At 71.3% G+C, this 25,958-nt stretch carries 28 protein-coding genes; 7 read left to right on the top strand and 21 right to left on the bottom strand.

The window, feature by feature from the left end; translation table 11 throughout:
* Positions 1–33: 33 nt before the first annotated feature.
* From ACE37J_RS02915 to map, 6 genes are all read right to left on the bottom strand, one after another.
* A complete protein-coding gene (locus ACE37J_RS02915) occupies positions 34–1,353 on the bottom strand; it encodes a branched-chain amino acid ABC transporter permease (RefSeq protein WP_409706761.1) in 1,320 nt (439 codons plus the stop codon).
* Complete coding sequence (locus ACE37J_RS02910) at positions 1,350–2,363, bottom strand: branched-chain amino acid ABC transporter permease (protein WP_409706758.1); 1,014 nt, start codon at positions 2,361–2,363, stop codon at positions 1,350–1,352. Before ACE37J_RS02910 ends, ACE37J_RS02915 begins: the two co-directional genes overlap by 4 nt.
* A gap of 113 nt (positions 2,364–2,476) precedes the next feature.
* Complete coding sequence (locus tag ACE37J_RS02905) at positions 2,477–3,157, bottom strand: ABC transporter ATP-binding protein (protein WP_409707351.1); 681 nt, start codon at positions 3,155–3,157, stop codon at positions 2,477–2,479.
* Between the two features lie 29 nt (positions 3,158–3,186).
* On the bottom strand, positions 3,187–3,969 hold the full coding sequence (locus tag ACE37J_RS02900) for an ABC transporter ATP-binding protein (RefSeq protein ID WP_409706755.1): 783 nt from the start codon (positions 3,967–3,969) through the stop codon (positions 3,187–3,189).
* A gap of 64 nt (positions 3,970–4,033) precedes the next feature.
* Complete coding sequence (locus ACE37J_RS02895) at positions 4,034–5,218, bottom strand: ABC transporter substrate-binding protein (protein WP_409706751.1); 1,185 nt, start codon at positions 5,216–5,218, stop codon at positions 4,034–4,036.
* Positions 5,219–5,349: 131 nt separating this feature from the next.
* Positions 5,350–6,162, bottom strand: a complete 813-nt coding sequence (gene map, locus ACE37J_RS02890) for a type I methionyl aminopeptidase (RefSeq protein WP_409706748.1) — start codon at positions 6,160–6,162, stop codon at positions 5,350–5,352.
* 120 nt (positions 6,163–6,282) lie between these two features.
* Here map and ACE37J_RS02885 point away from each other — a divergent pair, with 120 nt between their 5' ends.
* Positions 6,283–7,044, top strand: coding sequence for a competence/damage-inducible protein A (locus ACE37J_RS02885; RefSeq protein ID WP_409706745.1), 762 nt, complete (start codon positions 6,283–6,285; stop codon positions 7,042–7,044).
* A gap of 9 nt (positions 7,045–7,053) precedes the next feature.
* The gene (locus ACE37J_RS02880; protein ID WP_409706742.1) at positions 7,054–7,677 is read left to right on the top strand and encodes a trimeric intracellular cation channel family protein; all 624 of its coding nucleotides are present in this window, start codon (positions 7,054–7,056) and stop codon (positions 7,675–7,677) included.
* 7 nt (positions 7,678–7,684) lie between these two features.
* Here the strand turns inward: ACE37J_RS02880 and ACE37J_RS02875 are convergent, their stop codons facing one another.
* The 4 genes from ACE37J_RS02875 to ACE37J_RS02860 are packed head-to-tail and all read right to left on the bottom strand — an operon-like array spanning position 7,685 to position 10,965.
* Positions 7,685–8,641, bottom strand: coding sequence for a glycerophosphodiester phosphodiesterase family protein (locus tag ACE37J_RS02875; RefSeq protein ID WP_409706739.1), 957 nt, complete (start codon positions 8,639–8,641; stop codon positions 7,685–7,687).
* Between the two features lie 11 nt (positions 8,642–8,652).
* Positions 8,653–9,603 (bottom strand): NADPH:quinone oxidoreductase family protein, encoded by a 951-nt coding sequence (locus ACE37J_RS02870; RefSeq protein WP_409706736.1) that lies wholly within the window; start codon positions 9,601–9,603, stop codon positions 8,653–8,655.
* Positions 9,603–10,079: a hypothetical protein gene (locus ACE37J_RS02865; RefSeq protein ID WP_409706733.1), complete on the bottom strand. Its 477-nt coding sequence runs from the start codon at positions 10,077–10,079 to the stop codon at positions 9,603–9,605. Before ACE37J_RS02865 ends, ACE37J_RS02870 begins: the two co-directional genes overlap by 1 nt.
* Positions 10,080–10,089: 10 nt before the next feature.
* A complete protein-coding gene (locus ACE37J_RS02860) occupies positions 10,090–10,965 on the bottom strand; it encodes a LysR substrate-binding domain-containing protein (RefSeq protein ID WP_409706730.1) in 876 nt (291 codons plus the stop codon).
* Between the two features lie 93 nt (positions 10,966–11,058).
* On the opposite strand from ACE37J_RS02860, the gene glyA reads away from it, so the two are divergent.
* Together glyA and ACE37J_RS02850 are read left to right on the top strand one after the other, a co-directional pair.
* Positions 11,059–12,387: a serine hydroxymethyltransferase gene (gene glyA, locus ACE37J_RS02855; protein WP_409706727.1), complete on the top strand. Its 1,329-nt coding sequence runs from the start codon at positions 11,059–11,061 to the stop codon at positions 12,385–12,387.
* On the top strand, positions 12,384–13,403 hold the full coding sequence (locus tag ACE37J_RS02850) for a DUF2332 domain-containing protein (protein ID WP_409706724.1): 1,020 nt from the start codon (positions 12,384–12,386) through the stop codon (positions 13,401–13,403). The genes glyA and ACE37J_RS02850 overlap by 4 nt, the downstream gene beginning before the upstream one ends.
* A 219-nt stretch (positions 13,404–13,622) precedes the next feature.
* Here ACE37J_RS02850 and ACE37J_RS02845 read toward each other — a convergent pair whose 3' ends face one another.
* Both ACE37J_RS02845 and ACE37J_RS02840 read right to left on the bottom strand, forming a co-directional pair.
* Positions 13,623–13,913, bottom strand: a complete 291-nt coding sequence (locus ACE37J_RS02845) for a DUF1244 domain-containing protein (protein WP_409706721.1) — start codon at positions 13,911–13,913, stop codon at positions 13,623–13,625.
* A gap of 25 nt (positions 13,914–13,938) precedes the next feature.
* A complete protein-coding gene (locus ACE37J_RS02840) occupies positions 13,939–14,697 on the bottom strand; it encodes an N-formylglutamate amidohydrolase (protein WP_409706718.1) in 759 nt (252 codons plus the stop codon).
* Between the two features lie 143 nt (positions 14,698–14,840).
* On the opposite strand from ACE37J_RS02840, the gene pyk reads away from it, so the two are divergent.
* Positions 14,841–16,286 (top strand): pyruvate kinase, encoded by a 1,446-nt coding sequence (pyk, locus tag ACE37J_RS02835; RefSeq protein ID WP_409706716.1) that lies wholly within the window; start codon positions 14,841–14,843, stop codon positions 16,284–16,286.
* A 4-nt stretch (positions 16,287–16,290) separates the two neighbouring features.
* Here pyk and ACE37J_RS02830 read toward each other — a convergent pair whose 3' ends face one another.
* Positions 16,291–16,662 carry a hypothetical protein gene (locus tag ACE37J_RS02830; RefSeq protein WP_409706713.1) on the bottom strand — a complete coding sequence of 124 codons (372 nt, stop codon included), beginning with the start codon at positions 16,660–16,662 and terminating at the stop codon, positions 16,291–16,293.
* A complete protein-coding gene (locus tag ACE37J_RS02825; RefSeq protein WP_409706710.1) occupies positions 16,655–16,963 on the bottom strand; it encodes a rod-binding protein in 309 nt (102 codons plus the stop codon). Before ACE37J_RS02825 ends, ACE37J_RS02830 begins: the two co-directional genes overlap by 8 nt.
* 103 nt (positions 16,964–17,066) lie before the next feature.
* Here ACE37J_RS02825 and ACE37J_RS02820 point away from each other — a divergent pair, with 103 nt between their 5' ends.
* Positions 17,067–18,620, top strand: coding sequence for a flagellar hook-length control protein FliK (locus ACE37J_RS02820; RefSeq protein WP_409706707.1), 1,554 nt, complete (start codon positions 17,067–17,069; stop codon positions 18,618–18,620).
* Positions 18,621–18,629: 9 nt separating this feature from the next.
* Entirely contained in the window at positions 18,630–19,319 is a 690-nt protein-coding gene (locus ACE37J_RS02815) for a flagellar hook capping FlgD N-terminal domain-containing protein (RefSeq protein ID WP_409706704.1), read from the top strand.
* Between the two features lie 56 nt (positions 19,320–19,375).
* Here the strand turns inward: ACE37J_RS02815 and ACE37J_RS02810 are convergent, their stop codons facing one another.
* The 7 genes from ACE37J_RS02810 to motA are packed head-to-tail and all read right to left on the bottom strand — an operon-like array spanning position 19,376 to position 25,913.
* Positions 19,376–19,864, bottom strand: coding sequence for a flagellar basal body-associated FliL family protein (locus ACE37J_RS02810; protein WP_409706700.1), 489 nt, complete (start codon positions 19,862–19,864; stop codon positions 19,376–19,378).
* A gap of 9 nt (positions 19,865–19,873) precedes the next feature.
* Positions 19,874–20,647 (bottom strand): flagellar basal body L-ring protein FlgH, encoded by a 774-nt coding sequence (gene flgH, locus ACE37J_RS02805; RefSeq protein WP_409706697.1) that lies wholly within the window; start codon positions 20,645–20,647, stop codon positions 19,874–19,876.
* Between the two features lie 2 nt (positions 20,648–20,649).
* Positions 20,650–21,087, bottom strand: coding sequence for a flagellar basal body P-ring formation chaperone FlgA (gene flgA, locus ACE37J_RS02800; protein WP_409706694.1), 438 nt, complete (start codon positions 21,085–21,087; stop codon positions 20,650–20,652).
* Complete coding sequence (gene flgG, locus ACE37J_RS02795; protein ID WP_409706691.1) at positions 21,084–21,869, bottom strand: flagellar basal-body rod protein FlgG; 786 nt, start codon at positions 21,867–21,869, stop codon at positions 21,084–21,086. Before flgG ends, flgA begins: the two co-directional genes overlap by 4 nt.
* Before the next feature lie 48 nt (positions 21,870–21,917).
* Positions 21,918–22,640, bottom strand: coding sequence for a flagellar hook-basal body complex protein (locus ACE37J_RS02790; RefSeq protein ID WP_409706687.1), 723 nt, complete (start codon positions 22,638–22,640; stop codon positions 21,918–21,920).
* Positions 22,633–25,050 (bottom strand): hypothetical protein, encoded by a 2,418-nt coding sequence (locus ACE37J_RS02785; protein WP_409706685.1) that lies wholly within the window; start codon positions 25,048–25,050, stop codon positions 22,633–22,635. The genes ACE37J_RS02790 and ACE37J_RS02785 overlap by 8 nt, the downstream gene beginning before the upstream one ends.
* Positions 25,047–25,913, bottom strand: coding sequence for a flagellar motor stator protein MotA (gene motA, locus ACE37J_RS02780; protein ID WP_409706682.1), 867 nt, complete (start codon positions 25,911–25,913; stop codon positions 25,047–25,049). Before motA ends, ACE37J_RS02785 begins: the two co-directional genes overlap by 4 nt.
* Positions 25,914–25,958 lie beyond the last annotated feature (45 nt).

The raw sequence follows: 25,958 nt of genomic DNA, 5'->3' as shown, positions 1-25,958 counted from the left end.
GCCGCGTCCCGCTTTCCGCATCGCCCCGGCGCGCTATGCGCCCAGCTTCGTGCGCTCTGGGATAAGCCCCTTGGGCGCGAAGCGGAGCGCCACGAGAAGAATGAGGCCCATCAGGATGAAGCGCATATAGGCCGCGCTCTCGATCATGTGGAGGCGGAACGGGTTCTCCTCCCCGAAGCCCATGGTCATCACGTCCATCATCCAGCGCCCCGCCGGCTCCGCCTGGATCCAGACGAACCAGATCAGGAAGCCGCCGAGCACCGAGCCCCAGTTGTTGCCCGAGCCGCCGACGATCACCATCACCCAGATGAGGAAGGTGAAGCGGAGCGGGTTGTAGGTTCCGGGGGTGAACTGGCCGTCCAGCGTCGTCAGCATCGCGCCGGCTATGCCGCAGATGGCGGAGCCGAGGATGAAGGTCTGGAGCCGCCGCGCCGTCACGTCCTTGCCCATCGCCTCCGCCGCCGCCTCGTTGTCCCGGATCGAGCGCATCATGCGACCCCAGGGCGAGTTGAGCGCCTTCTCGGAGAGCCAGAGCAGGGCAAGAAGCACGGCGGCGAAGAGAAGGGCGTAGGAAAGCTTCACGTAGATGGACGACGCCTCCACCGGGTCGAGCCCCCAGGCGGCGACGCGTTCGAGGAACCAGGGCGCCTGCTGGAGATCGACCTCATAGGCCACAGGGCGCGGCAGGCCGGTCACGTTCTTCACGCCGCGGGTCATCCAGTCCTCGTTCTTCGCGATGAAGACGATGATCTCGGAAATGCCAAGCGTGGCGATGGCGAGATAGTCGGAGCGGAGGCCGAGCGCGATCTTGCCGATCACCCAGGCGACGCCCGCAGCCATGAGGCCGCCGACCGCCCAGGAAACGGTGATCGGCAGGCCGAGCCCGCCGAGAAAGCCGGAAAGCGCCGGGTCAATCGCCTCGATCGCGTCCACCGCCGGATCGAAGGCCCAGCGCGCGAGCGTGTAGCCGAAGAGGATCGCGGCGGCGACGGCGAAGCCCCGCGCCCTGCCCTTCGGCATCTTCGCGCGGATGACGACGATGACGACGATCGTGGCGATGACGGCGAGAAGGGCGAGGAAGAGCCCCCAGCCCCCCGCCGACCACGCCTCCCCCACCGGCGCGGCGGAGACGAGCACGGCGGCGACGCCGCCGATGGCCGCAAAGCCCATCGTGCCGACGTTGAAGAGCCCGGCATAGCCCCACTGGACATTCACGCCGAGCGCCATGATCGAGGAGATCAGACAGAGATTGAGTATCGCGAGGCTGAGCGACCAGGACTGGTAGAAGCCGACCACGGCCAGGGCCGCCGCCATGAAGGCGAAGAGTACCGGCGCGCGAAGCGAGGCGCTCATATCGTCTTCCCCCTCAGGATGCCTGTCGGCCTTATCAGGAGCACGACGACGAGGATGATGAAGGAGACGGCGAACTTGTACTCCGTCCCGAGCAGCTGGACGAGGCTCTCCGGCGCGAGGCTTTCGGGCAGGAGGTGCCCGAGGAAGCGCTTGTAGGCGTAGGTCACCGCGACTTCCGAATAGGCGATGACGAAGCCGCCGAGAATGGCGCCGACCGGGTTGCCGATCCCGCCCACGATGGCGGCGGCGAACATCGGCAGGAGAAGCTGGAAATAGGTGAAGGGCTTGAAGGTCTTGTCGAGCCCGTAGAGGACGCCCGCCACTGTCGCCAGCGCAGCGACAAGAATCCACGCCACCATGACCACCCGATCCGGGTTCACACCGGAGAGAAGGGCGAGATCCTCGTTGTCGGCATAGGCGCGCATCGCCTTGCCCATCCGCGTCTTCTGCAGGAACCAGAAGAGCGCGGCCATCACGACGATCGCGACGACAAGGGTGAGAAGCGCAGTGGACTTGATCGCCAACCCTTCGTCGAGCCCGGTCATCTCGCGAAAGTCGCGCGCCGAGACGATGAAGCGGGCGCCGTCCGCGAAGTTCTGGTCGTCCGGCCCGATTATGAAGCGGACGACGCCGTTCATGATGAACATCACGCCGACCGAGACGATGACGAAGATCACCGGCGCGCTGCGCTGCCTTCGGTAGAAGCGGTAGACGACGCGGTCCGTCGCCAGGACGAAGAGCGCAGTGGCGGCGATGCCGAAGGGCAAGGCGAGAAGCGCGGTGGGCAGCACGCCGAGGCTCAGCCCATGGCCCTGCATCCACCAGGTGACGAGGACGGTGACCATGGCGCCGAAGGCCATCGTGTCCCCGTGCGCGAAGTTGGAGAAGCGGAGCACGCCGTAGACGAGCGTGATCCCGAGCGCGCCGAGCGCCAGCTGCGCGCCATAGGCGCCGCCGGGCACCAGCACGAAATTCGCGAAAACGACGAGGGCGTTGAGGATGTCCGTCATGCGCCCGCCCCGCTCACGGCCCCGGCCTTGAGCCGGGGCCTCGATGCGGCTGCGCGCCGTTCATCGGGGTCCGGCAGCCGGGACCGTGGGGGGGCAAGACATCAATTCGCTCATCATCCCCCCAGAAAGCTGCGGCGAACTTCGGGGTTCGCCAAAAGCGCGGCGCCGGTGTCGGTGAAACGGTTCTCGCCCGTCACCAGCACATAGCCCTTGTCCGCGATCTCCAGCGCCTGCCGCGCGTTCTGCTCCACCATCAGGATCGCGATGCCGGTGCGGCGGATTTCGATGATCCGGTCGAAGAGTTCGTCCATCACGATGGGGGAGACGCCGGCGGTCGGCTCGTCCAGCATCAGGACGGAGGGCTTCGTCATCAGCGCGCGGCCGACGGCGACCTGCTGGCGCTGGCCGCCGGAAAGCTCGCCCGCGTTCTGCCCCGCCTTCTCGCGCAGGATCGGGAAGAGATGGAACACCTGCTCCATCGTCTCCTCGACGCCCTCGCGCCGGAGATAGGCGCCCATTTCGAGATTCTCGCGGACGGTCATGCCCGCGAAGACGTTGTTGTTCTGCGGCACGAAGGCCATGCCCTCGGGCACCCGGTCCTGCGGAGAGAGATGCGTGATGTCCTTCCCGCCGAGCCGGACTGAGCCTTCGCGGAGGTTCAGCATCCCAAAGACGGCCTTCATCGCGGTGGATTTTCCGGCGCCGTTCGGCCCGACGATGACGGCGATCTCCCCCCGGTTCACCGCAATGGTGCAGCCGTTGAGGATGGTGGAGCCGCCATAGCCGCCGACCATCTTCTCGCCGATGAGGAAGGGTTCGGCGCTCACCCTCCGACCTCCGCCTTGTTCTTCACGCCGTGCCCGAGATAGGCCTCGATCACGCGTTCGTCGGAAAGCACCTCCTCGGAGGTTCCTTGCATAAGCACCGTGCCCTCGGCCATGACGATTACCGGGTCGCAGAGGCGACCGATGAAATCCATGTCGTGCTCGATCATGCAGAAGGTGTAGCCGCGCTCCTTGTTTAGGCGGATTATCGCGTCCCCGATCGTGTTGAGGAGCGTGCGGTTCACGCCGGCGCCGACCTCGTCGAGAAAGACGATCTTCGCCTCCACCATCATCGTGCGGCCGAGTTCCAGCAGCTTCTTCTGCCCGCCGGACAGGTTCCCTGCCAGCTCGTCCGCCACATGGGAGATGTTGAGGAACTCGATCACCTCGTCCGCCTTCCGGCGGATCGCGGCCTCCTCCGCCCGGACCTTGCGGGGGGAGAACCATGCGTCCCACAGCCGCTCGCCGGACTGGTGCGGGGGGACCATCATCAGGTTGTCCCGCACGGTGAGCGAGGAGAATTCGTGCGCGATCTGGAAGGTGCGGAGGAGCCCCTTCGCGAAGAGCTCATGAGGCGTGAGGCCTGTGATCTCCTCCTCCCCGAGCCACACACGCCCGGAGGTCGGCGGGAAGGCGCCGGCGATGCAATTGAAGAGCGTCGTCTTGCCGGCCCCGTTCGGGCCGATCAGCCCGGTGATGGAGCCCTGCACAATCTCCAGAGTCGCGCCGTTCACCGCGCGTACGCCGCCGAAATGCTTGTGGACGTTCTCTACGCGGATCATCGGCGCGCCCCCAATGGCGCGGCCCGGCGCGAAGCCGGGCCGCGCTTGCGTCGATCTCAGGCGATCAGCGGAAGCCGACCGTCGTGATGGCGCCGTCCTGGATTGCGATCTCGCGGTAATTGCCCGCGCTCTCGCCCGGCTCGATCAGCTCGACGGCGGACGCGCCGACATAGTCGACCTCGCCGCCCGCACGGATGATGTCGATGGCCTTCTTGAGCTGGCCGGGCAGGATCTGCTCGCCCGGCGCGTTGGCGATGCCAAGGACTTCCTTGGCGAAGTCGGCGGAGGCGGTGGAGCCCGCCTTTTCCATCGCCAGCATGAGGAGCGCCGCCGCGTCATAGCTCTCGGGCGAGAAGGCGCCGACCTTGAAGCCCGCCTGCTCGGCCAGCTGGGCGAAAATCGCCGCGCCTTCGCTGTCCGTGCCCGGCAGGGCGCCGTAGGAGCCATTCAGATCCGCACCGATGGCGGCGGGCAGGCTGTCCCCCACCATGCCGTCCGGCAGGTAGAAGGTGTCGAAGGCGCCGGAATCGAGCGCGGCCTGGATGATGCCCTTGCCGCCCTGATCGAGATAGCCGGCGACGACGAGCACCTCGCCGCCCGCGGAGGCGAGCGCGCCGATTTCGGCGGAGTAGTCGGCCTTGCCGTCCTCATGAGGGGCGTTCAGCGTCACCGTGCCGCCCGCCGCCTTGAAGTTGGTCTCGATCGAATCGGCGAGGCCCTTGCCGTAATCGTTGTTCGTGTAGGAGATCGCGATCTCGTTCACGCCCTTGCCGCGGAGGATCTCCGTGACGATCACGCCCTGCCGCGCGTCGGAGGGCGCCGTACGGAAGAAGAGCCCGTTGTCCTCGATGGTCGAGAGCGCGGGCGAGGTCGCGGAGGGGGAGATCATCACGACGCCGTTCGGCATGGCGACGTTCTGGAGGATCGCGGTCGTCACGCCCGAGCAGTCCGCGCCCATGATGGCGGCGACGCCTTCGGAGGTGATTAGCCGCTCGGCCGCGGCGGTGGCCGCGGCGGCGTCAATGCAGGTCGAGTCGCCGCGCACCGGCGTCACGATCGTGCCGCCGAGGATGCCACCGGCCTCCGAGACCTCCTTCATCGCCAGCTCGGCGCCCGCGGCCATATCCGGCGTGATGGACTCGAGCGGGCCGGTGAAGCCGAGGATCACGCCGATCTTCACTTCCTGCGCGGAGGCCGCGCCGACAAGCGCGAAGCTCGCCGCGACGGCGGCGATCAGGGTCTTTTTCATCTTGTCCTCTCCCGTTGAGGTAATCGTCATTGAAGCCGCAGGCCCCCGCCTGCGCGCCTGACGCCGATATGAAGGGCTTTCCCCGCAGGATTCAAGCGGGGCGGGGCGCGAAACGGGCCGAATTCGGCCGCTCAGCGGCTCCAGGTCGGGTGGAATCGCCCTGCAGGCGAAAGCGTGAAGACTTCCACGCCTTCGTCGGTAACGCCCACCGAATGCTCGAACTGCGCGGAGAGCGACTTGTCCCGCGTCACGGCCGTCCATCCGTCCGAGAGCACCTTCGTCTCCGGCCGGCCGAGATTGATCATCGGCTCGATTGTGAAGAACATGCCCGGCCGCAACACCGGGCCGGAGCCCGGGCGCCCGAAATGCAGGACGTTCGGCGCGTCGTGGAACACGCGCCCGAGACCGTGGCCGCAGAAATCCCGAACCACACCGCAGCGCTCCCCCTCCGCGTAGCGCTGGATCGCGGCGCCGATGTCGCCGAAGGTCGCGCCAGGGCGGACGGCGGCGATGCCGCGCATCAAGGCCTCATGCGTGATGTCGATCAGCCGCTCAGCCTTCCGGTTCGGAGTTCCCGCGACATACATGCGGCTCGTATCGCCGAACCATCCGTCGAGGATCACCGTCACGTCGATGTTCAGGATGTCCCCAGGCTTCAGCGCGCGCGCGCCCGGAATGCCGTGGCAGACGACATGATTGATCGAGATGCAGGAGGCCTTTTCGTAGCCGCGATAGCCCACTGTGGCGGGCACGGCACCTGCGGCGAGGATATAGTCGTGGATCCGCTGGTCCAGCTCCTCGGTGAGAACACCCGGCGCAACGTGGTCGCCGATCATATCGAGCACTTCGGCGGCGAGGCGGCCGGCGTCGCGCATGCCGGCGAAATCCCCCGGATGGTGGATCTTGATCCCCTCCGGGGTCCTGTCTGCCGTCGTGCGCTCCACGTCTCGTCCCTAGCCGCTCTCTACTATCATCGGCGTTCAAGGGCTGCGGCGCAAGACGGCGCCTGTCGCCTTTCTCTCATGGCGGGTTATATGCCGCGTCCCCTGAGAGGAGCGCAGCGCATGACCGAACCCGAAACCCGCCCGACGGCCGCCGCCCTCGTCATCGGAGACGAGGTGCTTTCCGGGCGGACGCGGGAGGGGAACGCCTGGCATCTGGCGAAGACGCTGACCGAGATCGGCGTCGACCTCCGCGAAATCCGCGTCGTGGCGGACGACCGGGAGGCGATCGTGGAGGCGGTGAACGCGCTCCGCGCGCGCGTCGATCATCTCTTCACCTCCGGCGGGATCGGGCCGACGCATGACGACATCACGGCGGATGCGGTCGCCGCGGCCTTCGGCGCATCGATCGGCGTGCGCGAGGACGCGCGCGCGATCCTCGAAGCCTACTACGCGGCCGGGGAGCTGAACGAGGCGCGGCTCCGCATGGCGCGGATACCGGAGGGGGCGACGCTGATCCTCAATCCGGGCAGCCAGGCGCCGGGCTTCACCATCGGCAACGTGCACGTGATGGCGGGCGTGCCCGCCGTCTTCCAGGCGATGCTGGAGGGATTGCGCCCGGTGCTGAAGGGCGGCGCGCCGCTCCTTTCCTGGGCGTTCCGCGTCGGGGCGCCGGAGGGGGAGCTGGCGGCGCCGCTCGGCGCGCTCGCGGCGCGGCATCCGGCTCTCTCCTTCGGCTCCTATCCCTTCTACCGCGGCGGCGCGGGCTCCACGCTCGTCGCCCGCGGGCAGGACCGGGCAGCGCTCGACGCGGCGGCGGCGGAGATGCGCGCCATGCTCGCCGCGCTCGGCGTCTCCGACATCGCCGAAACCCCGCCGGGCTGAAGGCGCACGATGCCCGAGCTTCCCCTCGGCCTCTCGCTCTGGCTCGACCTCGCCGGGACCTTCGTCTTCGGGCTGTCGGGCGCGATGCTCGGCGTGCGGAAGGGGCTGGACGCATTCGGCCTTGTCGTCCTCGCCCTCGCCGCCGGGCTTGCGGGCGGGGTGCTGCGGGACGTGGCGCTCGGCGCGACGCCGCCGGCGGGGCTGGCCGATTCGCGCTATCTCCTTGCGGCGATGGCGGCTGCGGCGACGGTGTTCTTTGCGCACCGGCTGATCGAGCGGGCGACGAAGCCGGTGATGCTGATGGATTCGCTCGGACTCGGGCTTTTCGCCGTCGCCGGCTGCACGAAGGCGCTGGCCTTCGGGCTGGATCCGCTCCCCGCCGTGCTCCTCGGCGTCGTCTCCGCCGTGGGCGGCGGGGCGCTCCGCGATCTCTTGGTGGCGGAGACGCCGCGGGTGCTCAAGGAAGAGGTCTATGCGCTCGCCGCGCTGCTCGGCGCCGCCATCGCCGCGCTTGGCGCGCGGATGGAGTGGTCGGAGACGGCCACGGCGGCGGCGGCGGTGGCGCTGACCTGCCTTCTCCGCGTCGTCAGCGTCCGCCGCGGCTGGCGCGCGCCGAAGGCGCCGGGCTCCTGAAACCCGCTCAGCGCGCCGCCGATGCGTCCACGCTCGCGTGCGTCAGGTCGGGATAATCGGAAAAGAACCCGTCGAGGCCCATCGCAACCAGCGGGGCCGTGATCCGGTCCGATTCCTCCTGCGAGGTCGGGCGGAGGGTGTAGCCGTGCACGACAAGACCGAGCGCATGGGCCGCCGCGACAAACTCGGCCGAGAGCGCGCCGCGGGAGACGGAGACGCCGACGCCGGAGGCGATGAGGGCGATTTCTGCGAGCGGAACCGCCCCGCCCCGCCGCTCCAGCACGAAGCCGTCGACGCGCCGACCGGCGCCCCCGAGCGCGACGAGGGGGATCGAGGTTCCCGCCTCCCCCTGGATCCGCCCGAGGGCGCGGAGCGCGTCAAGGTCGAAGCTCTGGATCAGCGCCCGCCCCCCCGCCCCGCCGCGCCCGGCGGCCTTGAGCGCGGCGACGATGGCGCGGAGCTGGGCCTCGCTCGTCGGCGCCTTCGCCTCCGGATAAACGCCGATGCGAAGGCCCGTTCCCCGCTCATGCGCAGCAAGAAGCGCGAGGATTTCCGCGAAGGTCGGAACGGCCAGTGCGCGCTCCGACCGCGGCGCGAAGCCGGGGCGGGTCGCGGAGGCGGCGCCGGTCGGGCGGACGGTCAGGCGCGCGATCTCCTCCGCCGTGAAACCGGAGACGGCGTAGCCCCCCGGACGGCCCGGAAAGACGGTCTCCGCGTCCGTCGTCCGCTCCAGCGTCTCATCGTGCATGGCGACGAGTTCGCCGTCCGCCGTCATCGCCAGGTCGGGCTCGATGAAGTCCGCCCCCATGGCGATGGCGAGTTCGTAGCTCGCCAGCGTGTGCTCCGGCAGATAGCCGGGCGCGCCGCGGTGGCCGATGACGATGGGGGCGGCGCCGCCGAGCGTCGGGAAGTCCGCGGCGGCGGCGGGGAGCGCGAGGAGGAAAGCGAGAGCGAACCGGAGCATCGGCGGATCCTTCAGGCGGCCGCGACGCGGAGCACGACCTTGCCGGTCGCCGCGCGCGTGCGGAGAAGTTCCAGCGCCGCCTCCGCCTCGCCGAGCGTCAGGACATGGGAGACGTGCGGGCGGAGCCGCCCCGCCTCCCACCAGCCGAAGAGCCGCGCGAGGCTCTCCGCCATCGCGCCCGGGTCGAGCTTCGCCCAGGCGGACCAATAGAAGCCGAGGACGACGAGATTCTTCACGAGGAGGATGTTGGCGGGGATCTGCGGAATCTCCCCGCCCGCGAAGCCGATCGGGAGGATGCGCCCGCCCGGCTTCGCGGCGCGGAGGCAGGCGGCGAAGTCGGCGCCGCCCACCGTCTCGTAGATCACATCCGCGCCGCCGAGCGCCTTCGCCTCCGCCGCGATGTCCGCGCTCGTGGAATCGAGGAGGATGTCGGCGCCCGCGGCCTTCGCCGCAGCCAGCTTCTCCGCCCCGCGGGCGCAGGCGACGACGCGGGCGCCCATGAGCTTGCCGATCTCCACCGCCGTGAGGCCGACGCCGCCCGCCGCGCCGGTGACGAGCAGGGTCTCCCCCGGCTTCAGCCTCGCGCGGAAGTCGAGCGCCATCTCCGAGGAGCCGTAGGCGACAAGGAACCCGGCGGCGACCTCGTCCGGCATCGCCGCCGGGACGGGGACGCAGAGCCGGGCATCCGCCAACGCGTATTCGGCGAACCCCCCGCGCACCAGCGCGGCGACGCGCGTGCCGGAGGGGAGCGCGCCCCCCTCGACGACGCCGCAGACCTCGAGCCCCGGCGCGAAGGGGAAGGGCGGCGTTTCCTGATACCGGCCCTTCACCATCAGCGTGTCCGCGAAGTTGACGCCCGCGGCGCGGACGCGGATCAGCGCCTCGTGCGCGCCGGGCACGGGCCGCGGCAGAGCGCCGTCGCGGAGCGCGGCGCCCGGCGCATCGGCGATCATCGCGCGCATCATCGCGCCGACTCGCGTTCGGCGATTCGGAGGATGTGGCGGGAGAAGAGATCATCCTCCCCTTCCAGCAGGGCGCCGAGCTGGGCGCGGAATTCGGGCCTTGCGCACCATTCGCGCATGTCGTCCTCCCAGGAGAGCCAGAGCCGCTTCGTCTCCTCCGTCATCCGCTCGTCGTAAAGGATGATGAACGCCTTCTCGAACACAGAGACGAGAATGCGGAAGAGGATCGTCTGACGCTCCCGCTGCTCCTCCGTCAGCGCCTTCTGCGCCGCGCCGCCGCGCATCAGCTGAAAGTCGGCATTCTCCAGCGCGAGCCGCAGGAAGCCGTCGTATTCCTCGGAAAGCTCGCGGTGGAGCGCGTTCTCCTCGTTCTGCCGCGCCTCGCGCTGCTGCGCGGCAAAGATCCAGATGCCGAGCGGCAGGCCAAGGATGGTGACGATATAGCTGAGCGCCTCCAGCGCGGTCATCGGGTCCATCATCCTCTCCTCAGGCCGCGAGCATGGCGGCGGCGCGGGCCGCCGGCCCGCCCTCGGCGGCGGGTGAGAGGCTGAGCGTCAGCCGCCGCGGCAGGGCCCGCCGCTCCGGAAAGGGGGCGACGAGCCGGCCCGCCTTGATCGCGGCCCTCACCAGGTGGGAATGGCCGATGAGCACCCCGCCGCCGGAAGCCGCCTCCTCCACCGCCAGCGCATAGAGGGAATGGACCGGCCCCGCCGGCGGCCGGCGCGGCGCGCCGGGCGCGATTTCGGCCCAGAGCGCCCAGTCGCCCGGCCATGCGGCGTCCGTCAGCAGCGCCTCGCGCGCGAGGTCGGCCGGGCGGCGAAGGCGGCGGGCGACGGAAGGGGCCGCGACGGGGAAGATCACGTCCGGCCCGAGATCGAGCGCGCGGGCCGCGCCCTCCGCCGGCTCGTAGAAAAGCGCAAGGTCGAAGGGTTCGCGCAGGAGGTTCGGCGCCCGCTCCAGCGCGGTGACGGAGAGCGCGATTCCCGGCATCGCGGCCCGGAGCGCGGGGAGACGCGGGGAGAGCCAGAGCTGCGCGAGGGCGGGGAGCGCGGCGATGCGCGCGGCGCGCGGACCGGCCCCGGCCCGGAGCCGCGCCGCCGCGGCCCCGAGCGCGTCGAAGGCCGCGGTGAAGCCCCGCGCCGCCTCCGCGCCGAGCGGCGTCGGCGCGACGCCCTGCGCCCGGCGCTCGAAGAGCGGGGCGCCGATCGCCGCCTCCAGCGCCTTCACCTGCTGCGCCACCGCGCCGGGACTGACCGAAAGCTCCTCCGCCGCCGCCGCGAAGCCGCCGAGCCGCGCCGCCGCCTCGAAGGCGCGGAGCGCGGTGAGCGGCAGGCCGGAGCCGCGGGGCGGGGAGAGGGACATCCACGAGGCGTAGTTTTTCTACGCCGGATTCGCAAGAGAACTGGTTTGCGCCCCGGTCCGCGACGGCGTTCCTTCGCTCGAAAGGAGACAGAGATGAGCAAGCCCGAACCCGGCCCCTGGATGAGCGCGCCAGCCCGCGCCCGCTTCGCCGACCTCGCTACCGCCGTCGACGCCCTCGCGCCGGGGGCGGTGGCGGGGCGCGTCGCCGCCCTTGCTGCGCGGAACCGGGAGATTCACGAGCGGGACTGCTTCAACCTCAACCCGGCTACGAACGCGATGAACCCGAAGGCGGAGGCGATGCTCGCCGCCGGGCTCGGCCCCCGCCCCTCGCTCGGATGGCCGGGCGAAAAGTATGAGACGGGGCTGGAGGCGATCGAGGAGATCGAGACCATCGCCGCCGCGCTCGCCTGCGCCGTGTTCAGCGCCCGCTTCGCGGAAATCCGGCCGCTTTCCGGCGCGATGGCCAATCTCGCCGGCTTCATGGCGCTGGCGCGGCCGGGAGACGCGATCATCGCGCCGCCCCCGGAGATCGGCGGCCATGTCACCCATCACGCCGCGGGCTGCGCCGGGCTCTTCGGGCTCCGCACCGTCCCCGCGCCGGTGGATGCGGCGGGCTACACCGTGGATATCGACGCGCTGGCGCGGCTGGCGCGGGAGGTCAGGCCGCGGATCATCACGCTCGGCGGCTCCCTCAACCTCTTTCCCCATCCGGTCGCGAAGGCGCGGGAGATCGCGGACGAGGTCGGCGCCTCGCTCCTCTTCGACGCGGCGCATCAATGCGGGATCATCGCGGGCGGCGCCTGGCCCAACCCGCTCGACGAGGGCGCGCATCTGATGACGATGAGCACCTACAAGAGCCTCGCCGGCCCGCCGGGCGGGCTGATCGTGACGAACGACGCCGAGGTCGCGGCGCGGCTCGACGCGGTCGCCTTCCCCGGCCTGACCGCGAATTCCGACGCCGGACGCGCGGCCGCGCTCGCCGTGACGCTGGCGGACTGGCGGGCGGAGGGCGCCGCCTTCGCCGGGCGGATGGTCGCGCTGGCGAGGGCGATGGCGGGGAGCCTCGCGGCGGCCGGTCTGCCGGTTTATGGCGCGGCGCGGGACTTCACCGCTTCGCACCAGTTCGCGCTGGAGGCGACACGCTGGGGCGGCGGGCAGGCCGCCTCCCGCCACATCAGGCCCGCGGGCTTCCTCGCATGCGGCATCGGGCTGCCGCTTCCGCCGATAGAGGGAGAGATGAACGGCCTCCGGCTCGGGACGCCGGAGCTGGCGCGCTGGGGCGTGACGGAAGGGGACGTTCCGGAGATCGCCGCGCTGCTCGTGCGGGCGCTGAAGACGGAGGAGCCGGACGCGCTCGCGGCGGAGACGCGCGCGCTTCGGGCCCGGTTCGACCGCATCCATTTCACGGCGGATGCGCCATGAAGTCGGAAGTCGAGGCCCATTTCCTCGATCAGGCGCGCTCCTGCCGCGGCCTCGGTTCGCCCTTTACGGCGGATCTGCTGACCCGGCTGCCCGGCGCGCTGCCGGATGGCGCCGCCTTCGCGGAGCGGCTGCGGGCGTGGAAAGGGGACCCGCTGGCCGACCGCGTGGCGCTTCGCGCGGCGGGGGCGCTCCATGCGCTCGCCCGGTCGGGCCGCGCCCCGGCGCTGGCGGAAGCCTATGCGGCGGGCGAGACGCCCTCCCCCGCACTCCTCGCGGAGGCGATCCGCGCGGGAGACGCCTTCCTCGCCCCGATGCTCGACCTGCCCCCGCAGACCAACGAGCCCGCCCGTTCCGGCGCGCTGATCGGCGGGCTCCTGATCGCGGCGGCGGAGACCGGGATGGAGATCGAGCTTATCGAGATCGGAGCCTCCGCCGGGCTCAACCTGATCCCCGAATTCTACGCCTACGAGTTCGGCCCCGCCGGCCGGCGGGCGGGAGACGGGCCGCGCATCGACTGCGAATGGCGCGGGAACGCGCCGGACCCCGCGGCCCCGCTTCGCATCGTGGAGCGCGCGGGCGTGGACCTCGCTCCGATCGACCCGGCGGCGCGGCCCTCCCCGCTCATCGCCTATCTCTGGCCGGACCAGCATGCGCGGATCGCGCGGGCGGAGGCCGCGCTCGCCGCCCTCGCCGCGACGCCCTGGCGCGTGGAGCCGGGGGACGCCGCCGCCTGGCTCCCCGGACGCTTGGCCGCCCCGCAGCCGGAGGGCCGGCTGCGGCTCCTCATGCATTCGATCATGTGGGACTACATGCCGGCGGCGACCCGCGCCGCCATAGACGCGGCGATTGAGGCGGCCGGCGCGCGGGCGACGGAAGCCCGCCCCCTCGCCCGGCTTTCAATGGAGCCGGACGGGGAGCGCGGCTCCGCCGCGCTCGACCTCACGCTCTGGCCCGGCGGCGCGCGGCGGCGGATCGGGCGCTGCTGCTTTCACGGTTCATGGGCCGCGTGGGCGTGAGCCCCGCCCTTCCCCGCTCCGGCCGGCGCCGGACGCCTCTTCAGCCGCCTATTTCGCGTGGGCGCAGCTGTGTGCACACAGTGAGCAGAGGGGTTAAATAAATGATTCAAAATAATATTCTGATTTACGACACTTTTGTGACAGTCATGGTTTAGCCGCTTCGCCCCTTGCGCGCCTGAAGTCTCGACGAAGGGGCGGAGGACGGCCCCGGAACGGCCCTCAGCCGTGCGACTTCGCGAAGGCGGCCTTCTGCTCGGCGCTCGCCTCGGTCTGGTGCTTCGCGCGCCATTCGTCATAGGGCTCGCCGTAGAATTCCTCGCGCGCCGCCTCGCGCGTGACCTCGACGCCCTTCTCCTTCGCGGCCTCCTCCCACCAGCGGGAGAGGCAGTTCCGGCAGAAGCCGGCGAGGTTCATCATGTCGATGTTCTGCACGTCCGTCCGCTCGCGGAGATGGTCGCGCAGGCGGCGGAAGGCGGCGGCTTCAAGTTCGATGCGGGTCCGGTCGTCCATCATGTCCTCCCTGTTCGAAGAGGACTTAGGCGCCGGCGGGCCTCCGGTCCAGCGCCTCGCCGATCCAGCGGGCGAGATCGCGGCCCCAGCGGCGCTGATCCGCCGCCTCCTCTATCAGATCGTTCCGGACCTCGATCAGGAGATGTTCGAGCCCCCGCTCCGTCCCGTGCCGGAACATCGTGTCGCCCCGGAGCTGACCGGAATAGGGCTCGTTGTCCCCCACCGTGAGCCCCGGCTCGTCCAGCAGCCGGTCATAGAGCGGGCGGAAGAGGCGTTCGTCCCGGTCCCAGAGCAGGCCGATCTCCCACGGGCGGCGGGGGCGGCCGCGAAGCTGCGGCGTGAAGGAGTGGATCGAGAGGAGCCGGGGCGCGACGCCCTCTGCGAGCGCGGCGTCGATCATCCGCTCCAGCGCCGCATGATAGGGCCGGTGGAACCGCGCCAGCCGCCGCTCCCGCTCCGCCGCATCCGCTGCGCGGTTTCCGGGGATGATGGAGCCGTCATAGAGCTTCATCAGCAGCGTCGGGTCGTCCTCCCCCCGGTTCGGGTCGATGACGAGGCGGGAGAAGCGGGTGGCGATCATCGGCGCGTCGAGCGCCTCGGCCAGCGCCGCGGCGACGCCCTGCGCGCCGACATCCCAGGCGATGTGGCGCGCCATGTCCTCCGCCGGGAGACCGAGATCGCCGCCCGCAACGTCCTGCGGCACACGGTTCGAGGCATGGTCGCAGAGCACGAGCCAGGCCGGCGGGCGGCCTTCGCCAAGGATTTCGAAAGGAGGATCGTCCATGGTCGCCCCATAGCCTTCGGCGCGGCGGCGATCAACGCAGTCCGCCAGACTTGTGACCCCGACTTGTCACAAGGAGAGGGTGGATAAGCGCCGCGGCGGGCTGTAAGAGCGGCGAAGAGGCAGTGACGACGGGAGATCGGGCCATGCGCCGCAACCGCAACGTGAAAATCGTCGCCACGCTTGGCCCGGCCTCATCCGACCGCGAGACGATCAAGGCCCTGCACGAGGCGGGGGCGGATGTCTTCCGCCTCAACATGAGCCACGGCAGCCACGAGGACGTGGCGAAGCGCCACGCCATCATCCGCGAGGTGGAGCACGAGATCGGCCGGCCCATCGGCATCCTCGCGGACCTTCAGGGCCCGAAGCTCCGGGTCGGGACCTTCGGCGCCGGGCCCGTCATGCTGGAAGAGGGCGCGCCCTTCCGCCTCGATCTCGACGAGGCGCCGGGGGACGCGACGCGGGTGCGCCTGCCGCATCCCGAAATCTTCAAGGCGCTTGAGCCAGGCTCCACCCTCCTCGTCAATGACGGGAAGATCCGGCTCAAGGTCATCGCCTGCGACGAGGCGCATGCCCAGTGCGAGGTTGTGGTCGGCGGCGAGATTTCGGACCGCAAGGGCGTGAACGTGCCCGACGTCGTCCTCCCCGTCGCCGCGCTTTCGGAGAAGGACCGGGCGGACCTCGAATTCGTCTGCAATCTCGGGGTGGACTGGCTGGGCCTCTCCTTCGTCCAGCGCGCGGCGGACGTGGAGGAGGCGGTTGCGCTGGCCAAGGGCCGCGCCCTCGTCCTCGCCAAGATCGAGAAGCCCGCCGCGCTGAAGGACCTCGACGCGATCATCGAGGTATCCGACGGGATCATGGTCGCCCGCGGCGATCTCGGCGTCGAGCTCCCGGTCTCCACCGTTCCGCCGCTCCAGAAGCGCATCGTGCGCCGCTGCCGCGCCGCCGGAAAGCCGGTGATCGTCGCCACGCAGATGCTTGAGAGCATGATCGAGAGCCCGGTGCCGACGCGGGCGGAGGTTTCCGACGTCGCGCAGGCGATCTACGAGGGCGCGGACGCGGTCATGCTCTCGGCGGAGAGCGCGGCGGGGAGCTACCCTGTCGAGGCGGTGACGACGATGAACGCCGTCGCCCTCGCCGTCGAATCCGACCCGACCTGGCGGGAGATCATCAGCCGCTCCCGCACCGCCTCGGGCGACGCGGTGGCGACCGCGATCACCGCCGCGGCGCGGGAGGTGGCGGAGACGACGGACGTGAAGGCGATCTGCTGCTTCACCCATTCGGGCGCCACCGCGCTCCTGATGGCGCGGGAGCGGCCCTTCGTGCCGATCCTCGCGCTCACGCCGTTCCGCGCCACGGCGCGCAAGCTCGCGCTCGTCTGGGGGCTGCATTGCGCCGTGACGGAGGAGGTGGAGCGCTTCAAGCTCGCGGTCGTGAGCGCGGCGCGGGTCGCTCTCCACGACGGATTCGCGACGGAGGCCGATTTCATCGTGGTGACCGCGGGCGTGCCCTTCAACGTCCCCGGAACGACGAACATCCTCCGCGTCGCGCCCTGCGACGTTCGGAAGATCTACGCCGGGGAGCCGGAATAGCGCGTCAGGCGCGGCGCTCCGTCGTCGGCGCCGCCGCCGCGCCGGCGAGTCGTGTGCCGTCCGCCCGATAGGCGCCGATCCGCGCGCGGCTCTCATCGATCGCCTTCAGCCGCCGCACAGCCTCCGCCGCGCCGTCGAGCCAGGCGCGCAGGAGCCTCTGGTTGCGCCGCGCCGCCGCGGCGATCTCCCGCACGGCGGCGCGGTTCGCCTCGGCGACGGAGGCGGGCATTTCCGAGAGGCTCTCCGCGACCAGCTTGCGCCGCGCGGCGAGGCTGGCGAGCTCCGCGGCGCGGCCCTTCACGAGAAGGTCACGCTCAGTCTGCAGGAAGGCGCGCGCCTCGGACAGGCGATAGCGCCAGCGCATCGAATCAAGCATCCCCGCCCTCCCGCGTCAGCAAGGCCTGATAGATGCGGTCGGAAAGCCCGATGCCGCCCTGCTTCGCCACGGACTCCGCCCATTCGCGCGCGAGGAGGCCGGAGAAGGCCTCCTCCCCCGGCCCGCCGCCATTCGCCTGCTGCGCCGCGCCGAGGCCGGCATGCGCGAACATCTCCGCAAGGAACACAGCCTCGAACCGCGTCGCCGCCTCGCGCAGCGGGTCGGGCCGCCCGGCCTGCGCAGGGGCCGGCGTCGCCGCCTTCGTCGCGGGCGCAAGAGCGCCGATCGTGGGGACATCCATTGCAAGTCTCCTGAACCTTGCGGCGATCATGACGCATTCGCGTAAACGAATGGTAAGATTCGCCAGCCATTATCGCACGCGCGAACCAGAACGGAGACGCGACGTGTTCCAGGGCGAGATCATCTCCATGCCGCCGGCCGGCGGCAAGGCCGCCGCCGGGGCCGCGGCCGGAAAGGCCCGCGCCGAGGGCGCCGGAGCCGAGGCCGCAGGGTCGGGCGAGAGGGGCGAAGAGGCGGGCGGCGGATTCGCCGCCGCGCTCGACGCGACCGACGGCGCAGACAGCGCGGCGGAGCGTGACGCGCCGCCGCGGCAGGACGGAGCGACGGCTGCCACGACGCCCGGCGCCGCTGAGGCCCGGGCGGCCGACGCGGGAGCCCCGCGCCTAGCAGCCGTCGCGCCGGAGGCCGCAGGAGCCGTGAGGCCGCCCGCGGCGGCCGCGGCCCCTCTCCCCGATGCGGCGCCCGTCGCGAACCAGAGTTCCGCGCCCGCCGCCCCGACATCCGCGACCGCGGATGCAGGCCTTGCGGGCGCGCCGCAGACGGCGCCGGACGCCGCCGCCCTGAATGCGGACGGAGCGCCCGCGCCACGGCCGGCGCAGGAAGGCGGCCGGGCCACGGCCGCCGTCGCCACGGAAGCGGGCGCGGCGGCCGCGCCTGCGGCAAAGCAGGGCGCGGACCCGGCCAAGCCTGCGCCCCGGCGGGACCCCGCCGCATTCGCCGAACCGAAACAGGAACGCGCCGCCGCCGAGCCGCGTAGGGGACAGGCGGCCGCGCCGGCAGCCGAGCCGCCCGCGCAGCCCGCTGCGGCGGCCGAGCCGAGCCCGGAGCCCGAAATGGCGGCGAAGGACGCCGGGAGGGCGAGGGATGCGGCCGCGGCTCCCGCCGGCAGACCAGGAGAGTGGAGCGCAGCCGGCCAAAAGGCCGAAGCGGCGCCGAAACCTGCGCAGCCCGTCGACGCGCCGCCTGCGGGGGCGCCGCTTTCGGCGCGCGCGCTCGAAGCCGAGGCCGAAGCCGCGCCGCGCATCGGCCCGGAGGGCGACGCCGCCCGGCCGCGCGAGGGCGCCGACGCGCCGAAGCCCGCCCTCGCGGCGCTTCCGGGTTCGGCGGAGAGGCCCGCCGCGGCGGGTTTCGCGGACGCGGCCGGCGCGGCGACGGGCGAGGCCGACTTCACGGGCCCGGCGCAGGAGACGCGCTCCGCCCTTCGGCTCGAAACGGCGGCGGCCCCTCATGCCCCGCTCGCGCACGGCGCAGGCGCAGAACGCGTCGCCTCCCAGGTCGCCGGGCATATCGCCGCGGCGCTGAACGGCGGAAAGGCGGACGGCGAGACGCTGGAGCTTCGCCTCGACCCGCCGGAGCTCGGCCGCGTGCGGCTCAGCTTCACGATAACCGAGCTCGGCCTCACCGCCGTCGTAAGCGCCGACCGGCCCGAGACGCTGGACCTCATGCGCCGCAATGGCGACATGCTGCAGCGCGAACTCGCCGATGCAGGCTATGAACGGGTCTCGCTGGATTTCAGCGGAGGCGGGAACGGGCGCGAGCAGGGCGGCGAGGGCCGAAACGGCGCCGACTCCGGCCCGCACAGCGCCGAGCCGGCGAAGAGCCCGGCCCCCTGGCGCAAATTCTCCGCCGGCGAGGACCGGCTCGACATCCGTATCTAGGAGACGATCATGGAAACCGCCGCCATTACGGGCCTCACCCAGGGCACCGCTTCGCAGACCGCCGCCTCGGAACAGGCCGCCCAGTCGGACGCGCTGCGCGCCGGCGGCGATTTCGAGACGTTCCTCACCCTGCTGACGGCGCAGCTCCGCAACCAGGATCCGCTCAACCCGCAGGAATCCACGGAGTTCGTCGCGCAGCTGGCCCAGTTCTCCGCCGTCGAACAGCAGGTGCGGAGCAACGAGACGCTGAGCTCCATCCTCTCCGCCCTCGGCGGGACGGGCGCGGGCGCGCTGGCGCCCTGGCTCGGCAGGGAGGTGGAGGCGCCCTCGGCGCTCGCCTATTCCGGCGCGCCGCTGGAGATGAAGGTCGACCCTGCGCCGGGGGCGACGGGCGCGACGCTGGTGGTCAAGACCGAGTCGGGCCTGACCGTGGCGCGCCTGCCGGTCGATCCGACGGCGACGACGCTGACATGGTCGGGCGAGACAGGCGGCGCCGCGCCGGCCGAGGCCGGAACCTATCGCTTCACGCTCGAACGTGTGAACGGGAAGGACGCGATGCCGCCGGAGACTCCGCGCGGCTTCTCCACCGTGGTCGAGGCGCGGACCGGCGAGAGCGGAGTCGACCTCGTGCTGGAGAATGGCGACGTCGTCGAGGCCGGGGCCGTCAGGGCGATCCGCGAGCCTGATTCCGGCGCCTGAGCCGCCCCGAGACGCGCATGAAAACGGGCGCCCCGAACAGGGCGCCCGTTTTCCGTTCAGATGTCCTGGCGGATGATGCTGGTGATGAGGACGGCGCGCACGCCCGGCCCGATGACCCGCTTCGCCGTGGAGGTCAGCGAGGCGCGGAGATCGTCCATGACCCGCGGCTCGGTGAAGGAGCCGTCGAAGCCCCCCGATTGCGCGTGAAGGAAGAGCACGCGCAGGAACTCGTCCCTCAACTTCGGCTCCTGCTCGAAGACAGGCGCGCTGCCGCCGGCATCCGGCGCCATCTCCACCGCCATCTGCAGGACCATGAGCGCGCCTACCTTCTCGTCCGCGATGACCGGCACGATGAACTGGCGCTCGAGCTTCACATATTCGCCCGGCGCATCGGGCGCGACCGCCGGCTCCGGCGTCTTCTCCGCCGTCGCCTCGGCCGCCTCGCCCTCCTCCGGCTCGGGCGCGGGCTTCATCGAATGCCCGGCGAAGAGCCCGCCGGCGAGGCCGACGAGCGCGAGGACGACGGGGATCAGCAGCTTCTTCATAGCGCGCTCCTAGAAGGGCAGGATGATGTCGGCGATCTGCTGGCCGTAACGGGGCTGCTGTACGTCAGTGATCTGGCCGCGGCCGCCATAGCTCACGCGGGCGTCGGCGATCTTGTCATAGGTGATCTCGTTCTTGCGGCTGATGTCTTCCGGCCGGATGACGCCGTGGACGCGAAGCTCGCGCAGCTCGAAATTCACCCGCACTTCCTGGTTGCCGACGATGACGAAATGGCCGTTCGGCAGAACGTCCGTCACCGTCGCGGCGAGACGGAGCGTGATCTCCTCCGCGCGACTGACCGATCCGGAGCCGGCGCTGGTCGAGTTCGCCGTCACCTGCGCGCCGGGGTCGAGGTCGATCCCCGTCAGGTCGTCGATGAGATCGGGAAGGCCGAGCAGGGCGCCGACCGACATGTCCTCGCCCGCGGCGCGGGTGCGCTGCGTGGCGTTGTTGATCTGGGCCTCCTCGTCGATCTCGATCACGACGGTCAGGATATCGCCCCGTGTCCGGGCGCGGCGGTCGCCGAGCAGGGAGGACGGGCCGGAGCGCCAGAGCGAGGCGCTCACGATCGGCTCCTGAATGTTGGCGGGCGCGCGCATCGCCGCGAGTTCCGCCGCGCTCGGCTGCGGCGTGGCGAGGGCGACGCGCTCCGGCGTGACGGTCAGCGGCTCGGTCGCCAGCACCTGCCCCGGCGGGGTGAAGGAGGGCGGCTTGCCGACATGATCAAGCCGGCCGCAGCCGGCGGCGGCGAGAAGGAGCGCGAGGGGCGCGACGGCGTATTTCATCTTTACCTCGAAACGATCACGTCGCCTGTCTCCGCGACATCGCCTGTGACGATGACGCGGGAGGCGAGATTCATGACGCGGATGCGCTCCCCGACCGCGCCGCGGTCGAGCGCGCGGCCGTCCGCGGCGATCTCGAGCGGGCCGCGCTCGAACCGCAACCGCACGATCTGGTTACGCTCGACAATGGCGGCGGGAACGAGGTCCCCCGCGCGGATCGGCCGGCCTTCGTAGATGGTGACTTTCGTCTCCATCCCTTCGACCGCTGCGGGATCGCTCAGCGCGCCGGGGATTGCGGCGGCGGCGACCCGCAGGTCCTCCGGCCCGATGACCGAGCGGGCCGGGATCGCCCGAGAGGCGACAAGGCTCTCCGCGCCGAGCGGGGCGGCGAGGAGAAGGGCGGGCAGCAGGAGCGCCGGGACGCGGATCGCCAGGCGGCTCATCGGATCTGCACCGTCGCGCCGAGCATCTGGTCCGCCGCGGTGATGACCTTGGCGTTCATCTCGTAGCCGCGCTGCGCCTCGATCAGCTCGGTGATCTCGCGCACAGCATCCACCCCGCTCTCCTCAAGGAAGCCCTGGCGGAAGGTGCCGCGCCCGTCCACGCCGGCGTCGCCGACATTCGGCGGGCCGGAGGCCGCCGTCTCCCGGAAGAGGTTGCCGCCGATGGCCTCCAGCCCCTTCTCGTTGACGAAGGTCGCGAGGGTCAGCCGGCCGAGCACCTCGCCCGCCGGCTGGTCGTCGAAGGAGGCTACGACCTCTCCATCCGCGTTGATGGTGATCGAGCGCGCATCCTCTGGGATCGTGATGCCGGGGACGACGGGGAAACCCTCCGCCGTCACCACCTCGCCTTCCCCGTTGCGCTTCAGCCCGCCGTCGCGGGTGTAGCCCGAGGTTCCGTTCGGCAGCTCGATCTCGAGCCAGCCGTTGCCCTCGATGGCGATGTCGAGCTCGCCGCCGGTGGCGCGGAGCGAGCCCTGCGTCACCTCCATCGAGACGGCGGCGGCGCGAACGCCGAGGCCGAGCTGCACGCCGGTCGGCAGCACCGTCCCGTCCGCCGCGTTCACCGCGCCGGGCTGGCGCACCTGCTGGTAGTGCAGGTCGGCGAACTCCGCGCGGCGCGGGTTGTAGGCGGTGGTGCTCATGTTGGCGAGGTTGTTGGAGATGGTTTCGACCCGGGTCTGCTGGGCCTCCATTCCGGTCGCGGCGATGTCTAGTGCGCGCATGTGGATTCTCCTTCACGCGAAATCTGGGGGCGCCTCGCGGCGCGGGGTTCAGCCGGCGGAGCCGATCACGCGGATCGCCTGCTGGATTCGCTCGTCTTCGGATTTGAGGAAGTTCGCCCCGGACTCGTAGGCGCGCTGCACCTCGATCATGCGGGCGATCTCCCGCACGGGGTTCACGTTGCTTTCCTCGATGAAGCCCTGGAAGACGGAGGCCTCCTCGGCGGGGATGAGCGGCTCTTCCGTCGTGAATAGGCCGCTCTCGCGGCGCGTGAGCTGGCTCGGGTCCTCCACCGTGACGATTCCGACGCGGCCGATGGGCTGACCGTCGGCCGAGATCGTGCCGTCCGTCGCAACCGCGATCTCCCGCGCCTCGGCCGGGGCGAAGAGCGGGGCGCCGCCTTCGTCGAGCAGGCGGTTCCCGTCCCGCGTCACGAGCTCGCCCGCGTCGTTGCGCAGGAAGGAGCCGGCCCGCGTCAACGCCTGGCCGTCCGGCGTCTGGACGAGGAAGAAGCCGTCGCCCTCGATGGCGAGGTCGAAGTCTCCGCCCGTGCGCTGCAACGCGCCCTGGCTGAAATCCGTCACCCGCACATGGGCCGCGGTCTGGGCGGAGGCGCCTCCGATCAGCGCGCCCTTCTCCACCATCTCCGCGAAGATCGCGCCCTCGCGGCGGTAGCCGTCGGTCGAGAGGTTGGCGATGTTGGTCGCGATGATGCGCATGTCCTTCATCAGCCCCGCCTGGCGCGAGAGCGTGACATATCCCGGATTATCCATCCCCGAGGGCCTCCTTGATTGCTTCGCGCACGGCGCGGGATGCGTTCATGACGGATTCGGCGGCGCCGAGGGTGACTTCGCCCTCCATCGCCGGCGGGTCGAGAAAGGCGGCGGCCGCGCCGGGCGCGGCGGCCTCGAGTTCGGGGCGAAGCGCGGTCTCCGCCTCCTCGCCGGCCATGAACGCGGCGAGGAGCCGGCGCTCGGGCGCGCCGGCGACGCTCGCCTGGGCCCAGGCGCCCGCCCGTAGCGCGAGCGCGGCCTGGTCTTCCGGGGCGGCGCCGCCGAGGGCGGAGAGCCGGTCGAGCGCGGCTTCGGGGCGCCCGGCCAGATCTTCCGCAGCGGCGCGGAGCCGCTCCGCCTCCGCCCCGCCGACGCCTTCGAGCGCGACGAGCGCGGCCTCGGCGTCACCCAGCGCCAGATGCGCCCGCGCGGCGGCGCGCCGCACGCCCGGCGCACCGCGCCGGAGGGCCGGGTCGAGGAAGGCGAGGGCGGCGTTGGCGAGGCCAACCGAAGTCAGCTCCTCGGCGATGCGCCGGCGCGCCTCGTCACCCGCCATGTCGGTCGAGATATCGTCACGATGGGCGAGCACGGCCCGGACATAGGCGAGCGGCCCGGCCTCGACCGCGGAGGCCTCCTCGAGGACGGCATGCGCCGCATCCTGCAGGATGACCGCCGAGTCGGGGCGCCGTTCGCGCGCCTCTCGCGCCGTCTCGAGCGCGGCGATGAAACCCTCGGAGCGGGCGCGGGCGCGGATTTCGGCGATCTTCAGCCGCCGCTCCATCGGCCCGCCGCGCGCCATGAACGCCGCCTCGGCGAGGGCTTCGGCGAGGTCGCCCGGCACCGGCGCGCGGCGCTCGATCAGGCTGTCGAGCAGGAGGATCAGCGCCTCCTGCGATTCGGGCAGGTCGCGCCCGCCAAGCCGCGCGAGCAGCGCCTCCGCCTCGTTCGCCTCCGCGGTTTCGGCGAGAAGCCGCGCGCGGGCGAGGTCGAACGCCGGGCCGTGATCGCCGGGGATCCGGCGGAGCATCAGGTCGATCCGCCGCGCGACGTCGACCTCGCCGCGATTCACGAGATCGGTGATGAGCGGCGGGCCGAGCAGCACACGGAGCGGGACGGGCATGACCCCGAAGCGGGCGACCATCTCCTCGGCGATCTCGGCCGCGCGGAGGCGCGCCGCCTCCGGCGCGTCTGCGGAAAGCGGCGGCGGCTGCAGACCGGCGGCGCGATACCAGATCGCCGTGAACCCAGAGCAGGGACCGGCGGCGTGGACGGGACCGTCCGCCGCCGGAATCCCGCCTTCGACGATCCGCGAGAGATCGGCCAGCAGGGAGGGATCCGACACGGCGTCGCCATAGATCTCGATCAGCCGCCGCGCCTCCGCGCCGAAACCGGCGGCGACATAGAGCCGGGCGAGCGCCGTCGCGGCGCCGGGCTCGGGGTTGTCGAACTCGTCCAGCAGCGTGGCGGAGAGCTTCGCCTGCTCCGCCTGGAAGGCGCCTGCGTCTGGCCAGCCCTGCGGGTCGAGGCGCGAATCTGCGATGCAAGGCGCGGTTTCGACCAGGGTCTCGGAACGGTCGGCCCGGAATTCCTTGTCGATCGCCGTGCGCGCCCGCACCGGCAGTTCGATCGGCTGTGGCGGCGGCGGGGCATCTGCCAGCGCCGTCTCGGGCGCGGGCTCAGGCTCCGGCTCCGGCGCGGGGGTCGCTTCGGGCTCTGGCTCCGGCTCCGGCTCCGGCTCGGCCCGGCGGCGGCGCGGCTCATCGGGCGGCGGCGGCGCCAGCGCCGCGGCCTCCGGCGAGCTGAATTCGAGCAGGCCCTGCTCCGCGGCGCGGGAAAGCTGCTCAAGCAGCTTTTGCCGCGCGATCACGACCTCCTCCTCCAGTTCGGCGCGGGTTTCCGGCCTCGGCGCCGCGGCGGCGACGGGGGCCGGAGCGCCCCCCGGCCCGGCCCGGCGCGGCGGAGGGGCGGAGAAGCGGGGCGCGGTGCGGCCTTCATTTCCCGCAATGCGTTGCGGCGCCGGCTCTTCCGGGTCGTCAGCCGCGCCGGCCTCGCGGAAGTCGATGGAGAGCACGCCGCCGGACATCCGCGCGGCGTATTCGCAATCGCAACTGAGGAGAAAGCGGATCCGCGTTCCCGCGCTTTCCGGGGCGAGCCGGGCGCCGGCGATGCGGCGGGAGAGCCCGCCCTCCGCGACCTCCGAAAGGTCGAAGCCGCCCTCCGCGCCTTCGGCGACCAGATCCACCTGCCGCTCCCCGCTCCGCTCCAGCGAGAAACCGCCGCCGGAGAGCGGAATCTCGACGCGGCTCGCATCGCCCACGTCATAGGCGCGGACGCGCGCCGCCTCCTGCCCCGCCGCGAAGGCGGGGGGCAGCGCAAGCGCCGCGGCGAGGAGGAGGCGCGCCGCGCTCATGTCGCCGCCTTCACGGCCTGGAGCGCCTCGGCGAGCGCGCCATAGCTCGGGCGGTAGTCGTGCGGCGTGTTCTGCCGGCCGACCTCGACGCAGATGTCGGGCGCGTGGTTGTGGAGATTGGCGACGAGAACCTCCTTGATGAGGAGGTAGAAGTTGTGCTCGGCGTCGACGACGGCCTTCACCTTGGTGGCGAAGGGGCCGACGAGGCCATAGGAGAGGAACACGCCGAGGAAGGTGCCGACGAGCGCGCCGCCGATCAGCTTGCCGAGCACTTCGGGCGGCTGGTCGATCGAGCCCATGGTCTTGATGACGCCCAGCACCGCGGCGACGATGCCGAGCGCGGGAAGACCGTCAGCCATCGTCTGCAACGCGTGGCTGGCGTGCATCGCATGATGGTGCATGCCGGAGAGCCGCTTGTCGAGCACCTCCTCGACCTGGTTGGGGTCGTCATAGTTCATGGTGCCGGCGCGGATCGTGTCGCAGATCAGGTCGACCGCCTCATGGTCCGCCAGAATCTTCGGATATTTCTGGAATATCGGACTCGAGTGCGGCTCCTCGATATGGACCTCCACATCGACGGGGTTGGCGCGCGCGATGCGGATCAGCGCGAAGAGCAGGCAGAGAAGGTCCTGATAGTCGGAATCCTTCCATTTCGAGCCCTTGAAGACCTTGCCGAGGGATTTGAGCGTGTACTTCACGTCCGGCACGGAGTTGGCGACGAGGAAGGCGCCGACGGCGGCCCCGCCGATCATCATCATCTCGTAGGGCAACGAGCCGAGAATGATCCCCATCTTGCCGCCGGCGATCAGATAGCCGCCGAAGACCATGCAGAAGGTGAAGACGATGCCGACGATGCCGATCATGGGCGTTCCTGTTCACTGGCGGAGCAGCCCCTTCCGGGCGCCCCT

This window comes from Pikeienuella sp., assembly GCF_046290545.1.
Taxonomy (GTDB): domain Bacteria; phylum Pseudomonadota; class Alphaproteobacteria; order Rhodobacterales; family Rhodobacteraceae; genus Pikeienuella.
This window is presented reverse-complemented; position numbering and strand designations above follow the sequence as displayed.